Source organism: Pseudomonas sp. Z4-20, assembly GCF_051131955.1.
Taxonomy (GTDB): domain Bacteria; phylum Pseudomonadota; class Gammaproteobacteria; order Pseudomonadales; family Pseudomonadaceae; genus Aquipseudomonas; species Aquipseudomonas marvdashtae.
Genome location: NZ_CP071641.1, coordinates 5,587,119 through 5,600,629 on the forward strand (window position 1 = coordinate 5,587,119; position 13,511 = coordinate 5,600,629).

General features: G+C 61.2%; 10 protein-coding genes. 2 read left to right on the forward strand and 8 right to left on the reverse strand.

Features of this window, described 5'->3' with window-relative positions:
* The first annotated feature begins 7 nt into the window (after positions 1-7).
* Both phoR and J3P82_RS25405 read left to right on the forward strand, forming a co-directional pair.
* Positions 8-1,294, forward strand: a complete 1,287-nt coding sequence (gene phoR, locus J3P82_RS25400) for a phosphate regulon sensor histidine kinase PhoR (protein WP_434563961.1) — start codon at positions 8-10, stop codon at positions 1,292-1,294.
* Positions 1,295-1,416: 122 nt separating this feature from the next.
* Positions 1,417-2,757, forward strand: a complete 1,341-nt coding sequence (locus tag J3P82_RS25405; RefSeq protein WP_434559548.1) for a hemolysin family protein — start codon at positions 1,417-1,419, stop codon at positions 2,755-2,757.
* A 58-nt stretch (positions 2,758-2,815) separates the two neighbouring features.
* Here the strand turns inward: J3P82_RS25405 and J3P82_RS25410 are convergent, their stop codons facing one another.
* The 8 genes from J3P82_RS25410 to J3P82_RS25445 all read right to left on the reverse strand — a co-directional run bounded on the left by J3P82_RS25410 (position 2,816) and on the right by J3P82_RS25445 (position 13,373).
* Positions 2,816-3,712: a peptidoglycan DD-metalloendopeptidase family protein gene (locus tag J3P82_RS25410; RefSeq protein ID WP_434559550.1), complete on the reverse strand. Its 897-nt coding sequence runs from the start codon at positions 3,710-3,712 to the stop codon at positions 2,816-2,818.
* Positions 3,713-3,861: 149 nt separating this feature from the next.
* Positions 3,862-4,812 (reverse strand): response regulator, encoded by a 951-nt coding sequence (locus tag J3P82_RS25415; RefSeq protein ID WP_434559552.1) that lies wholly within the window; start codon positions 4,810-4,812, stop codon positions 3,862-3,864.
* A gap of 166 nt (positions 4,813-4,978) precedes the next feature.
* On the reverse strand, positions 4,979-5,740 hold the full coding sequence (phoU, locus tag J3P82_RS25420; RefSeq protein WP_030139132.1) for a phosphate signaling complex protein PhoU: 762 nt from the start codon (positions 5,738-5,740) through the stop codon (positions 4,979-4,981).
* A gap of 114 nt (positions 5,741-5,854) precedes the next feature.
* Positions 5,855-6,688, reverse strand: a complete 834-nt coding sequence (gene pstB / locus J3P82_RS25425) for a phosphate ABC transporter ATP-binding protein PstB (protein ID WP_039593593.1) — start codon at positions 6,686-6,688, stop codon at positions 5,855-5,857.
* 93 nt (positions 6,689-6,781) lie between these two features.
* A complete protein-coding gene (gene pstA, locus J3P82_RS25430; RefSeq protein WP_434559554.1) occupies positions 6,782-8,452 on the reverse strand; it encodes a phosphate ABC transporter permease PstA in 1,671 nt (556 codons plus the stop codon).
* Between the two features lie 15 nt (positions 8,453-8,467).
* Positions 8,468-10,501 carry an ABC transporter permease subunit gene (locus tag J3P82_RS25435; RefSeq protein WP_434563963.1) on the reverse strand — a complete coding sequence of 678 codons (2,034 nt, stop codon included), beginning with the start codon at positions 10,499-10,501 and terminating at the stop codon, positions 8,468-8,470.
* Positions 10,502-10,908: 407 nt separating this feature from the next.
* Complete coding sequence (locus tag J3P82_RS25440; protein ID WP_434559556.1) at positions 10,909-11,907, reverse strand: phosphate ABC transporter substrate-binding protein PstS family protein; 999 nt, start codon at positions 11,905-11,907, stop codon at positions 10,909-10,911.
* 167 nt (positions 11,908-12,074) lie between these two features.
* Positions 12,075-13,373 (reverse strand): MFS transporter, encoded by a 1,299-nt coding sequence (locus tag J3P82_RS25445; protein WP_434559558.1) that lies wholly within the window; start codon positions 13,371-13,373, stop codon positions 12,075-12,077.
* Positions 13,374-13,511: the final 138 nt, after the last annotated feature.

A 13,511-nucleotide genomic window follows, 5' to 3' on the forward strand; every position in this document is an offset into this window, starting at 1 on the left:
CCGCCACATGTTGTTGCTGGTGACCGGTTGCCTGTTGATCGGCCTGATCACAGGCTATTACGGCTGGAGCCTGGCCGTGGGCCTGGCGCTTTACCTGGCCTGGACTCTCAAGCAACTGCTGCGCCTACACGAGTGGCTGCGCCTGCACCAGCCTGACGAGGCCCCGCCCGACGGCTACGGCCTTTGGGGCGAAGTGTTCGACAGCATCTATCACCTGCAACGGCGCGACCAACGCGTGCGCGGGCGCCTGCAGGCGGTGATCGACCGCGTCCAGGAATCCACAGCCGCGCTGAAAGACGCGGTGATCATGCTCGACAGCGACGGCAACCTGGAATGGTGGAACCGCGCCGCCGAAACCCTGCTAGGCCTCAAGACGCCACAGGACAGCGGCCAGCCAGTGACCAACCTGGTGCGTCATCCGCGCTTCAAGGAATATTTCGAACAGGACAACTACGCCGAGCCGTTGGAAATTCCCTCGCCGACCAACGATCGCTTGCGCATCCAGCTGTATATCACCCGCTACGGCAACAACGAGCATTTGATGCTCGTGCGGGACGTGACGCGCATTCATCAGTTGGAACAGATGCGTAAAGACTTTATTGCCAACGTGTCCCATGAGCTGCGCACGCCGTTGACGGTAATCTGCGGCTATCTGGAAACCCTGCTCGATAACGTCGAGGAGGTGAACCCACGCTGGAGCCGCGCCCTGCAACAAATGCAGCAGCAAGGCGGGCGCATGCAGACCCTGCTCAACGACTTGCTGCTGCTGGCGAAGCTGGAAGCCACCGACTACCCGTCGGACAACCAGCCGGTGCCCATCGAGGAACTGCTGCAAATCATTGTGGAGGACGCCCAGGAGCTGTCCGGCCCCAAGCAGCAGGCCATCACCCTGGAAGCCGATCCGACCGTGCAGCTCAAAGGCAGCGAGGCGGAATTGCGCAGCGCTTTTTCCAACCTCGTGTTCAACGCGGTCAAATACACGCCGGAACAGGGGCGAATCCAGGTCCGCTGGTGGGGTGATGAACAAGGCGCGCACCTGAGCGTGCGCGATTCAGGCATCGGCATCGACAGCAAGCACCTGCCGCGCCTGACCGAACGTTTCTACCGGGTCGACTCCAGCCGCAACTCCAACACCGGCGGCACCGGGTTGGGGCTGGCGATTGTGAAACACGTCTTGCTGCGTCACCGCGGGCGCATGGAAATCAGCAGCGTGCCGGGGCATGGCAGCACGTTCACGTGCCATTTCGCCCCGGCGCAGGTGGTTCGCGGACGCGTCCCCAGCCGCGACGAGTGACACCGGCCAGCGCTCCCCACTAGGCAATCGCCGGGTCAGCCGCTACATTGGCTGACTTGTGCCTGCCTTTTCAGGCACTGTTTTTCACTCTTACGAACATACGGAACCTGCAAAACTCCATCATGGACCCTTCCCCTGGCTTGTCCCTCGTCACACTCTTCGCCGAATTCGGCATGATTCTTTTTGCTCTGATCCTGGTCCTGCTCAACGGTTTTTTCGTTGCGGCCGAATTTGCCATGGTCAAGCTCCGCTCGACCCGAGTCGAGGCCATCGCCGAGCAGAACGGCTGGCGCGGGCACATCCTGCGCACCGTCCACAGCCAGCTCGATGCCTACCTGTCAGCCTGCCAACTGGGGATCACCCTGGCTTCGCTGGGCCTGGGCTGGGTCGGCGAACCGGCGTTCGCACATATCCTCGAGCCGCTGCTGGGCGCTGTCGGCGTCGAGTCGCCGGAAGTGATCAAGGGTGTATCGTTCTTCACCGCGTTCTTCATCATTTCCTATTTGCACATCGTGGTCGGTGAACTGGCGCCCAAGTCATGGGCGATCCGCAAACCCGAGCTGCTGTCGCTGTGGACCGCCGTGCCCCTGTACCTGTTCTACTGGGCCATGTACCCGGCGATCTATCTGCTCAATGCCAGCGCCAACGCGATCCTGCGCATCGCCGGCCAAGGCGAGCCTGGCCCGCATCACGAACACCATTACAGTCGCGAGGAGCTGAAGCTGATCCTGCACTCCAGCCGAGGCCAGGACCCGAGCGACCAAGGCATGCGCGTGCTGGCTTCGGCCGTGGAAATGGGCGAGCTTGAAGTGGTCGACTGGGCCAACTCTCGGGAAGACCTGGTGACGCTGGAGTTCAACGCGCCGCTCAAGGAAATCCTGGCAATGTTCCGCCGTCACAAGTTCAGCCGTTACCCGGTCTATGACAGCGAGCGCCAGGAGTTCGTCGGCCTGCTGCACATCAAGGACCTGCTGCTGGAACTGGCGGCCCTGGATCACATTCCCGAGTCGTTCAACCTGGCCGAACTGACCCGTCCACTGGAGCGCGTGTCGCGGCACCTTCCGCTGTCGCAGTTGCTGGAGCAGTTCCGCAAGGGCGGCTCGCACTTCGCCGTGGTCGAGGAAGCCGATGGCAACATCATCGGCTACCTGACCATGGAGGACGTGCTGGAAGTGCTGGTGGGCGATATCCAGGACGAACACCGCAAGGCCGAGCGCGGCATCCTCGCCTATCAACCGGGCAAACTGCTGGTACGCGGCGACACGCCACTGTTCAAGGTGGAACGCCTGCTGGGCATCGACCTGGACCACATCGAGGCGGAAACCCTGGCAGGGTTGGTCTATGAAACCCTGAAACGGGTGCCGGAAGAGGAAGAAGTGCTGGAAGTCGAAGGCCTGCGGATCATCATCAAGAAGATGAAAGGACCGAAGATCATCCTGGCGAAGGTGTTGATGCTCGATTGACTGAGCCCCTTGTGGCGAGGGAGCTTGCTCCCTCGCCACGAAAAGCCCCCGCAAGCCTCTACTGCTTGCCCACCGCAAAGTTGGGCAACTCGCCTACCGGTTGGTTGAACTGGTAGGGAATCGAGACCAGCCCCAACCCGGTGTTGCGTTGCACCACGAAGTGCAGGTGCGGGCCGGAGCTGTTGCCGGTGTTGCCCGACAGCGCCAAGGGTGTGCCGACCACGACCCGCTGCCCTTCCTGTACGCTCACCGAGCCTTTTTGCAAATGCAGGTACACGCCCATGGTCCCGTCGTCGTGCAGCACACGCACGAAATTGCCGGATGGGTCGGTGCCGCGTCCGGTCTGCTCGTTTTCGGTCTTGACCACCACGCCGCCCCGGGCCGCGATGATCGGCGTACCCTCGGGCATGGCGATGTCCATGGCGTAGCGGTTCTTGGGTCCGTAGTGGCTGTATTGGCCGTTGGCGCCCTGGCTCAGTCGAAACGGCCCGCCTCGCCAAGGCAACGGGTACCGATACGCCTGCGCCGCGCCCGCCGGGTCGCCCAGGGAGTATTCGAATCTTGGGGTATACGCCAGCGGCCTTCCGGGCCGGGTGGCCGTCAGCAGCGCCAGGCGCAGATTGCTGCGCGCCGGCAGCACACGCCGAATCGGCCGGCTCGGCGCTCCACTGACGTTGCGCAGACCGGCAAAGCTCAGCTCGATTTCAACCGGGGCGTATAAGTCGTTGCGCACGAACACCGCGTCCGCGTCGTTCTGCTTCCTGATGTCGAGAAACACCTGCCGCTCCAGGCGCTCGACCATGCGATCACGGAACACGAACACCTGGGAGCCCTTGGTGGGGCGGTCGCTGTAGGAGACCACGCCATTGGCATCGGTGGATTTATAAATAGTCATGGCCAGGGCCGGGGTGACGGCCAGGACAAGACCACAGGCGAACAGCAGCGGCACGAGCATGGGCAAGAATTCTGTCGAAATGAAGGCCTGCAAAGCAGCCTAGCAGCTGGGATGGACCAGCGTAGTCGACGGATGTTTCAAAATCGGTTCAGCGATCGGTGTTGCTGATCGTTCCCAGGCGGAGCATGGGAACGATCTACATGGCCGAATCAGGCGCCCGGTACGAAATGCTTCTGCGCGGTGCCGCGGGCGATCAGGCGGGAGATGTAGTCGAGCTTCTGCGGGTCTTTGTCGACGAAGCGGAAGGTCAGTTGCAGCCACTCGCTGTCGGGGGTTTGTTCGTGAGCGACTATGGCGTGCAGGTAACCGTTGAGACGAGCGGTTTCGGCGTTGTCGCCCTGCTCCATGTCCAGCACGGCGCTTTCAAGGACCTGTGGCAGGATGTCGGTGCGCTTGACCACCAACAGCGCTTCCTTGAGGCTCAGGGCCTTGATCACGCATTGCTGGGTGCCGCTGGACAGGCGCAACTGGCCTTGGCCGCGATTGCTCGACGACGCCGATGCGGCAGGTGCCTTCACCGGCGGGCTGTTGAGCAAACCACGGGCCGGGGCGGCAGCGGCTGCGGGAGCCGGGGCGGCTGGCTTGGCAAAAGGATTCACCGCAGGCGCCGAAGCAACAGCTGCAACCGCAGGCTTACCACCCGTCAGGGCACTGAGGGAATCATTGCCGAAGGCCGAGTTCATCTTGGTCGGGGCGCTGTTCATCAAGGATTCGAGCTTGCCGGCCTTGTGCATCGCCTGTTTGACCTTGGTGAGAAGTTGCTCGTTGGTGAAGGGCTTGCTGACATAGCCGGAAACGCCGGCCTGGATCGCCTGGACTACGTTTTCCTTGTCGCCACGGCTGGTCACCATGACGAACGGCATGCCCTTGAGGTTGTCTTGCTGGCGGCACCAGGTCAACAGTTCCAGGCCGGACATCTCCGGCATTTCCCAGTCGCACAGCACCAAGTCAAACGCTTCACGGGCCAGCAGGGCCTGGGCTTTCTTGCCGTTCACCGCGTCTTCGATGCGGATGCCTGGGAAGTAGTTGCGCAGGCACTTCTTCACCAAGTCACGAATGAACGAAGCATCGTCCACGACCAACACACTGACCTTACTCATCCAGATACACCTCTAAAAAATCCCGGCAAGCATACCGCTTTACTGATGGCACACTGCCAAAAACCTTCAGTCACGCCGGGACTTTCGTTCGCGGGGTGCTGCTTTCGATTAAAAAAACCGCAAAAAAAAAGCCCGACCAGAAGGCCGGGCGCTTTTCTTGGCAATCTTACTTATCGTCAGTTTCGCCGGGAACATTAGCGGTTTCGGACGGTGTGCCCTCAACTTCCTCCTTCATCCGCTTGAGGCCCATATGGCGCACATCGGTGCCACGCACCAGGTAGATCACCAGTTCCGAGATGTTGCGCGCATGATCGCCGATACGCTCCAACGAGCGCAGCACCCAGATGATGCTCAACACCCGCGAGATCGAGCGCGGATCTTCCATCATGTAGGTCGCCAGTTCGCGCAGGGCGGTCTTGTATTCGCGGTCGATGATTTTGTCGTACTGGGCCACCGACAGCGCAAGGTCGGCGTCGAAACGGGCGAAGGCGTCCAGCGCATCGCGGACCATGTTGCGCACCTGGTCACCGATGTGGCGGACTTCGACGTAACCGCGTGGCGCTTCGCCTTCTTCGCACAACTGAATGGCCCGGCGGGCGATCTTGGTGGCTTCGTCGCCGATGCGCTCAAGGTCGATCACCGACTTGGAGATGCTGATGATCAGGCGCAGGTCGGACGCAGCCGGCTGTCGACGGGCCAGGATGCGCAGGCACTCTTCGTCGATGTTGCGTTCCATCTGGTTGATCTGGTCGTCGATCTCGCGCACTTGCTGGGCCAGGCCGGAGTCAGCCTCGATCAGCGCGGTCACCGCGTCGTTGACCTGTTTTTCCACCAGCCCGCCCATGGCCAGCAGGTGGCTGCGCACCTCTTCCAGCTCGGCGTTGAACTGCGCGGAAATGTGATGAGTGAGACCTTCCTTCGAAATCATGGTTTTGCTCCGCAAAAGCTGTGAGCTGCAAGCTTCAAGCTGCAAGCTGATATGTGTCGTGACTCGGATCGCTTTTTACTTGCCGCTTGCAGCTTGACGCTTGCGGCTCTACGGCTAGCCGTAGCGGCCTGTAATGTAATCCTCGGTCTGCTTCATGGCCGGATTGGTGAACAGGGTATCGGTGTCGCCGAACTCCACCAGCTTGCCCATGTACATAAACGCGGTGTAGTCCGATACCCGAGCCGCCTGTTGCATGTTGTGGGTCACGATGACGATGGTGAACTTGGACTTGAGCTCATAGATCAGCTCTTCGACCTTCAATGTCGAGATCGGGTCGAGGGCCGAGCACGGTTCGTCGAGCAACAGCACTTCCGGTTCCACGGCGATGGTGCGGGCGATCACCAGACGTTGCTGCTGGCCGCCGGACAGACCCAAGGCCGATTCGTGCAGGCGGTCCTTGACCTCGTCCCACAGCGCCGCGCCCTTGAGCGCCCATTCCACGGCTTCATCGAGGATGCGCTTCTTGTTGATGCCTTGGATGCGCAGGCCGTAGACGACGTTTTCGTAGATGGTCTTCGGGAACGGGTTGGGCTTCTGGAACACCATGCCCACCCGGCGACGCAGCTCGGCGACGTCTTCGCCCTTACGGTAGATGTTATTGCCGTAGAGGTTGATTTCACCTTCGACGCGGCAACCGTCCACCAGGTCGTTCATGCGGTTGAAGGTGCGCAGCAACGTCGACTTGCCGCAACCCGACGGGCCGATGAACGCGGTAACGCGCTGTTTCGGAATGTTCAGGCTGACGTCATAAAGCGCCTGTTTCTGGCCGTAGAAGAGGTTCAGCCCGGGTACTTCAATGGCGACGGTTTCCTGAGCCAGGTTCAGGCTCTGCTTGTCGCGGCCCAGGGCCGACATGTTGATGCCGTGTGTATGCGCTTCGTGTTGCATGATCTCACTCCGTTCGTAGCTGCAAGCTTTGAGCTGCAAGCTGCAAGTTTGAGCAAAAGCGGCTTGTAGCTTGCCGCTTGTGGCTAAGGCTTTTTAGCTATCCAACGCTTTGTATTTTTCGCGCAGGTGGTTACGGATCCACACCGCTGACAGGTTCAACGTGGCGATCACCAGCACCAGCAGCAGCGCCGTGGCGTACACCAACGGTCGGGCCGCTTCGACGTTCGGGCTCTGGAAGCCGACGTCATAGATATGGAAGCCCAGGTGCATGATTTTCTGGTCCAGGTGCAAATACGGGTAGTTGCCGTCCAGCGGCAGCGACGGCGCGAGTTTCACCACGCCCACCAGCATCAACGGCGCGACTTCGCCAGCGGCACGGGCCACGGCCAGGATCATGCCGGTCATCATCGCCGGGCTCGCCATCGGCAGGACGATTTTCCACAGGGTCTCGGCCTTGGTTGCGCCAAGGGCCAGCGAACCTTCACGCACGGTGCGCGGAATCCGCGCCAGGCCTTCTTCGGTGGCGACGATCACTACCGGCACCGCCAGCAGCGCCAGCGTCAGGGAGGCCCAGAGCAGGCCCGGCGTGCCGAAGGTCGGTGCCGGCAAGGCTTCAGGGAAGAACAGCCGGTCAACCGAGCCGCCCAGCACGTAGACGAAGAAACCCAGGCCGAACACGCCGTAGACGATGGCCGGAACGCCCGCCAGGTTGTTCACGGCAATGCGGATCAAGCGGGTCATCGGCCCCTGGCGGGCATATTCACGCAGGTACACCGCCGCTAGCACGCCGAACGGCGTCACGATCATCGCCATGATCAGGGTCATCATCACGGTGCCGAAAATCGCCGGGAAGATCCCGCCTTCGGTGTTCGCTTCGCGAGGGTCGTCGCTGAGGAATTCCCAGACCTTGCTGAAGTAGAAACCGATCTTGGTGAACGTGCCCATGCCGTTTGGCTGGTAGGCGTGTACCACTTTGCCGATTTCGATCTCCACTTCCTTGCCGTTGGCATCGCGTGCCGTCAGGCTGTCGCGATTGAACTGCGCGTGCAGGTCGGCCAGGCGCGCTTCGATGTCCTTGTAGCGGGCGTTGAGTTCGGCGCGCTCGCTTTCCAAATCGGCTTGTGCGGTGGCGTCGAGCTTGCCCTCCAATTCCAGTTTGCGACCGTGCAGGCGAATGCGCTCGAGCCCGGCGTTGATCGCGCCGATGTCGACTTTTTCCAGGGTCTTGAGTTCGTCGGCCAGTTGGTTCACCCGTTCGATACGGGTCTGCAGCTGCGGCCAGGCGGCCTCGCCTTCGGCGATGACCTTGCCTTGTTCCTTGACGTTGACCAAGTAACCGTAGAAGTTGCCCCACTCGCGGCGCTCGAGGGCCATCAGTTCCGGCGGCATCGTTTGGTTGGTCAGCCAGTCGCCGACGATCCAGGTGAAGTCGGTGCCGTTGAGGTCGCGGTTGCCGACCTTCACCAGCTCGCGGGTCATGAACTCGGGGCCTTCGTCCGGCACCGGCAGACCGGCGCTTTTCAGGCGTTCGCGAGGCACTTCTTCTTTCTGCACAACTTCGCCGACCACCAACTGCGCAGGCATGCCCGGCACGGTGTAGCTGGCGTGGATCAGGTCCGCCGGCCAGAAGTGGCCCAGGCCACGCACGGCAATCACCGCCAACAGGCCAATGGTCATGATGACCGCGATGGACACCGCGCCACCGCTGATCCAGACGCCCGGGGCGCCGCTCTTGAACCATCCTTTCAGGGAGTTCTGTTTCACAGACTTCTACCTTTCTTAAAGCGACGAATATTTCTTGCGCAGACGCTGACGGATCAGCTCGGCGAGGGTGTTCATGACGAAGGTGAACAACAGCAGCACCAAGGCCGACAGGAACAGCACGCGGTAATGGCTGCCGCCGACTTCCGACTCGGGCATCTCCACCGCGACGTTGGCCGCCAGGGTGCGCAGGCCTTCGAACAGGTTCATTTCCATGACCGGGGTGTTGCCGGTGGCCATCAGCACGATCATCGTCTCGCCCACCGCCCGGCCCATGCCGATCATCAGCGCCGAGAAGATGCCCGGGCTGGCGGTGAGGATGACCACGCGGGTCATGGTCTGCCATGGGGTGGCGCCCAGGGCCAGCGAGCCCAGGGTCAGGCCGCGAGGCACACTGAACACGGCGTCTTCGGCGATGGAATAGATGTTCGGGATCACCGCGAAGCCCATCGCCAGGCCGACCACCAGGGCGTTGCGCTGGTCGTAGGTGATACCCAGGTCATGGGAGATCCACATGCGCATGTCGCCGCCAAAGAACCACGCTTCCATGTATGGGCTCATGTATAGCGAGAGCCAGCCGACGAACAGGATCACCGGGATCAGCAAGGCGCTTTCCCAGCCGTCCGGCACCCGCAGGCGAATGGATTCCGGCAGGCGGCTGAAAGCGAAACCGGCGACCAGGATGCCGATCGGCAGCAACATCAGCAGGCTGAAGATGCCCGGCAGATGCCCTTCGACGTACGGCGCCAGGAACAGACCGGCGAAGAAACCGAGGATCACCGTCGGCATCGCTTCCATCAGCTCGATCACCGGCTTGACCTTGCGGCGCATGCCCGGGGCCATGAAGTAGGCGGTGTAGATCGCTGCGGCAACCGCCAGCGGCGCGGCCAGAAGCATCGCGTAGAACGCCGCTTTCAGGGTGCCGAAGGTCAGCGGCGACAGGCTCAGCTTGGGTTCGAAGTCGGTGTTGGCGGCGGTCGATTGCCAGACGTACTTGGGCTCATCGTAGTTTTCGTACCAGACCTTGCTCCACAAGGCGCTCCAGGAAACTTCCGGGTGCGGGTTTTCCAGCAGCAAGGGCTGCAGTTTGCCGCCCTGCTCCACGATCAACCGGTTGGCCCGTGGCGACATGCCAAACAAGCCTTGACCATCGACGACCTGATCCACCAGCAAGGTGCGGTGGGCGGTGCTGTGGAACACGCCGAGCTTGCCGGCGGCATCAAGGGCCACGAAGCCTTTGCGACGTTCCTCGGCGCTGATTTCAACGATCGGCGCGGAGCCCATCTGGAAGGTACGGATCTGCTTCAGGCGCTGCTCGCCGTCCGGATCGCGCGCCATGAACCACTGGGCCAAGCCACCTTTGGAGTCCCCGAAGATCAGCGAGATACCGCCTACCAGTTGAGCCGTGGCGGTGATCTGGGCTTCGGCGTTTTCCAGCAGCTTGTAGCGACCGTTGAGGCTCTTGTCCCGCAGGCTGAATACGTCAGCCTGGGCGCGACCGTTGATTACATACAGCCACTGTTGGCGCGGGTCGACGAAAATGTTCTTCACCGGCTCGGTCATCTGCGGCAGGTCGATACGCGTCTGCTCGCTGGTGATTTCACCGGTCATCATGTTTTCTTCGCTGGTGAGCGACAGCACCTGCAACTGGGCGCCGCTGGAGCCGGCCAGCAACAGGGTCGAATCGGTGGCGTTGAGGCTGACGTGCTCCAGGGCAGCGCCCTGCTCGTTCAAGGCGATCGGCGCTTCACCGTAAGGGTATTCGATGGCCGGCGAAATGGTTTTCTTGCCGTCGGGATAGCTGACTTTATAAGTGTGGCGCACCACCAGGGCCTGGCCATTGGAAAGACCGATCGCTACCAACGGGCTGCCGGGCTGGTCCTCGCCGATGGACGTCACGCTGGCGCCGGCCGGGATCGGCAGGTCGACGCGACGCAGTTCGGCACCGTTGTCGAGCTCGAAAAACAGCGCCTGGCCTTTGTCGGAAATCCGCATGGCAACTTGGTTCTGTTCTTCGATGGCGATCATCAAAGGTTTGCCGGCGTCCTGCATCCAGGCAGGCGTGATCGAGTCCTTGGCCGTGAGGTCCGCACCTTGGAACAGCGGGAGCACCACATAAGCCAGGAAGAAGAAAATCAGGGTAATTGCCGCTAGGACGGCGAGGCCGCCAACCAGCACGTACCAGCGTGTCAGGCGATCCTTGAGCGCGCGGATGCGACGCTTGCGTTGCAGCTCAGGCGTATTGAAGTCAATGCGCTTGGGAGGGGAAGTCGTAGTCATTGTGGAGTTGGCCAGATCATTCATGCGCACACCCTAGCGATCCTGTATGACAGAAAGATGACAGTGAAGTGACGCAACAAATCCGCCGCCAACGGGACGCTGGCAGCGGACAGGAAAATTAGGCCGTGGGAGCGGTCTTCCCTCCCACAGCAGCCCGGGCGTTGGCCCGGACTCAGGCGTTACTGCTTCGCGACGTTGCCGCCTGCTTGCAGACCGAGGTCAGCCAGTGCCTTGGCGGCGACTTTGGCTGGAACCGGGATGTAGCCGTCCTTGACCACGACTTCCTGGCCTTGCTTGGACAGGATCAGCTTCACGAACTCGGCTTCCAGCGGGGCCAGAGGCTTGTTCGGTGCCTTGTTGACGTAAACGTAGAGGAAACGCGACAGCGGGTATTTGCCGTTCAGGGCGTTTTCTTCGGTGTCTTCGATGAACTCGCCGCCTTCTTTCTTGGCCAGGGCAACGGTTTTCACGCTGGCGGTCTTGTAGCCGATGCCCGAATAGCCGATGCCGTTGAGCGAGCTGCTGATCGACTGCACAACCGAAGCCGAACCCGGCTGTTCGTTGACGTTAGGCTTGTAGTCGCCTTTGCACAGGGCTTCTTCCTTGAAGTAGCCGTAGGTGCCGGACACCGAGTTACGGCCAAACAGCTGGACTGGCTTGTTGGCCAAGTCACCGGTCACACCCAGGTCGCCCCAGGTCTTGACGTCAGCCTTGGCGCCGCACAGGCGAGTCGAGGAGAAGATGGCATCGACTTGAGCCATGGTCAGGTGCTTGATCGGGTTGTCCTTGTGGACGAATACGGCCAGGGCGTCCACGGCAACCGGGATAGCGGTAGGCTTGTAGCCATACTTGGTTTCGAAGGCCTGCAGTTCGTTGTCCTTCATCTTGCGGCTCATCGGGCCCAGGTTGGCGGTGCCTTCGGTGAGTGCGGGCGGCGCGGTGGAGGAACCGGCGGCCTGAATCTGGATGTTTACGTTCGGGTATTCTTTCTTGTAGTTCTCAGCCCACAAGGTCATCAGGTTGGCCAGGGTATCGGAGCCGACGCTGGACAGGTTGCCCGACACACCAGTGGTCTTGGTGTAGCTCGGGATCGCAGGGTCAACAGCGGCAACCGCGTTGGCAGTCGCAACGCCAGCAGCGACAACAGTCATTGCCACCATCAAACGCTTCAGTTTCATGCCTTACTCCTAGCAGATAGGGTGTGTTAAGTCGGCCAAGTATCGGTAAGCCGTGTGAACACTCTATTGCTGAAATATGACAATTGGATGAAAGGCCAGCATCGGGTTTCGTCGGATGTCTTGGCGAGGGACTTTATCCCCTCGCCACAAAGGTTGTTCGGCGTCGCTTAGCGACCCTTCTTCCAAAGATAACCACCCACCACCATCCCGATCCCGCAGATGATCGCCACGTAATACGCCGGCCCCATCGGGCTTTCTTTCAACAGCAGGGTCACGATCATCGGTGTCAATCCGCCGAAGATTGCGTAGGCCAGGTTGTAGGAAAACGACAGGCCGCTGAAGCGCACCACGGCCGGGAAGGCGTTGACCATGACGTAGGGCACTGCGCCGATAGTACCCACCAGCAAGCCACTCAAGGCATAGAGCGGGAACAACCACTCGGGGTGCTCGAACAGGCTGTGGTAGAAGGTCCAGAACGTGACGAGCAGCAAACCGCTGCCGAAGACAAACACCCGCCCCGCACCGAAACGGTCTGCCAGCACACCCGCGCCGATGCAACCCAGGCTCAAGAATACGATCGCCAGGCTGTTGGCCTGCAATGCCGTGGTCGGGCTGAAGTGATACACAGTCTGCAGCACGGTCGGCGTCATCAGGATGACGACGATGACACCGGCTGACAGCAGCCAGGTCAGCAGCATCGAAATGGCGATGGCACCGCGGTGGTCGCGCAGCACGGCCCGCAGCGGTACCTCTTCGGCCAGGGCCTTGCGCAGTTGCAGCTCGGCGAAAACCGGGGTTTCGTGCAGCCAGCGGCGCAGGTACACCGAGAACAAGCCGAACACACCGCCCAGCAGGAACGGGATCCGCCAGGCGTAATCCGCCACTTCCACCGGCGTATAAAGGCTATTGATAGCGGTGGCGACCAGCGAACCCAACAGAATTCCCGTCGTCAGGCCACAGGTCAGGGTGCCGCAAGCATAGCCGATGTGGCGCGCTGGCACGTGTTCGGAGACGAATACCCAGGCCCCAGGCACCTCGCCGCCGATGGCCGCGCCCTGAATCACCCGCATCAGCAACAAGAGGATCGGCGCCCACATGCCGATCTGCGCATATGTCGGCAGCAAGCCCATGATCAGGGTCGGCACCGCCATCATGAAAATGCTCAGGGTGAACATTTTCTTGCGGCCCAGCAGGTCACCGAAGTGGGCCATGACGATCCCGCCCAGCGGCCGGGCCAGGTAACCGGCGGCAAAAATGCCAAACGTTTGCATCAGGCGCAGCCATTCCGGCATCTCGGCGGGAAAGAACAGCTTGCCGACCACGGTGGCAAAGAACACGAAAATGATGAAATCGTAGAACTCCAGCGCGCCGCCCAAGGCAGAAAGCGACAGGGTCTTGTAGTCATTACGGGTCAGCGGACGGGCGGGTTGTGCAGGCATCGCCGTGCTCGAAGGCGCAGTGGTCATGGCAAGGGCTTCTCTTATAGTCGGTTCTGCGGCCCCGACAACGCGCAATGGGAGCCTGGGCAGGTCCGGCACGATAGCAAATTGTTAGAAAAAGCACATAGAGGTGCGTAATAGACAGTCGAAATCAGAACCCAGTAG

Excerpts from the sequence above, each read along its gene's own strand:
- phoR (WP_434563961.1), top strand. The coding sequence starts at position 8 with ATGTTGTTGCTGGTGACCGGTTGCCTGTTGATCGGCCTGATCACAGGC.
- J3P82_RS25405 (WP_434559548.1), top strand. The coding sequence starts at position 1,417 with ATGGACCCTTCCCCTGGCTTGTCCCTCGTCACACTCTTCGCCGAATTC.
- J3P82_RS25410 (WP_434559550.1), bottom strand. The coding sequence starts at position 3,712 with ATGCTCGTGCCGCTGCTGTTCGCCTGTGGTCTTGTCCTGGCCGTCACC.
- J3P82_RS25415 (WP_434559552.1), bottom strand. The coding sequence starts at position 4,812 with ATGAGTAAGGTCAGTGTGTTGGTCGTGGACGATGCTTCGTTCATTCGT.
- phoU (WP_030139132.1), bottom strand. The coding sequence starts at position 5,740 with ATGATTTCGAAGGAAGGTCTCACTCATCACATTTCCGCGCAGTTCAAC.
- pstB (WP_039593593.1), bottom strand. The coding sequence starts at position 6,688 with ATGCAACACGAAGCGCATACACACGGCATCAACATGTCGGCCCTGGGC.
- J3P82_RS25435 (WP_434563963.1), bottom strand. The coding sequence starts at position 10,501 with ATGCAGGACGCCGGCAAACCTTTGATGATCGCCATCGAAGAACAGAAC.
- J3P82_RS25440 (WP_434559556.1), bottom strand. The coding sequence starts at position 11,907 with ATGAAACTGAAGCGTTTGATGGTGGCAATGACTGTTGTCGCTGCTGGC.
- J3P82_RS25445 (WP_434559558.1), bottom strand. The coding sequence starts at position 13,373 with ATGACCACTGCGCCTTCGAGCACGGCGATGCCTGCACAACCCGCCCGT.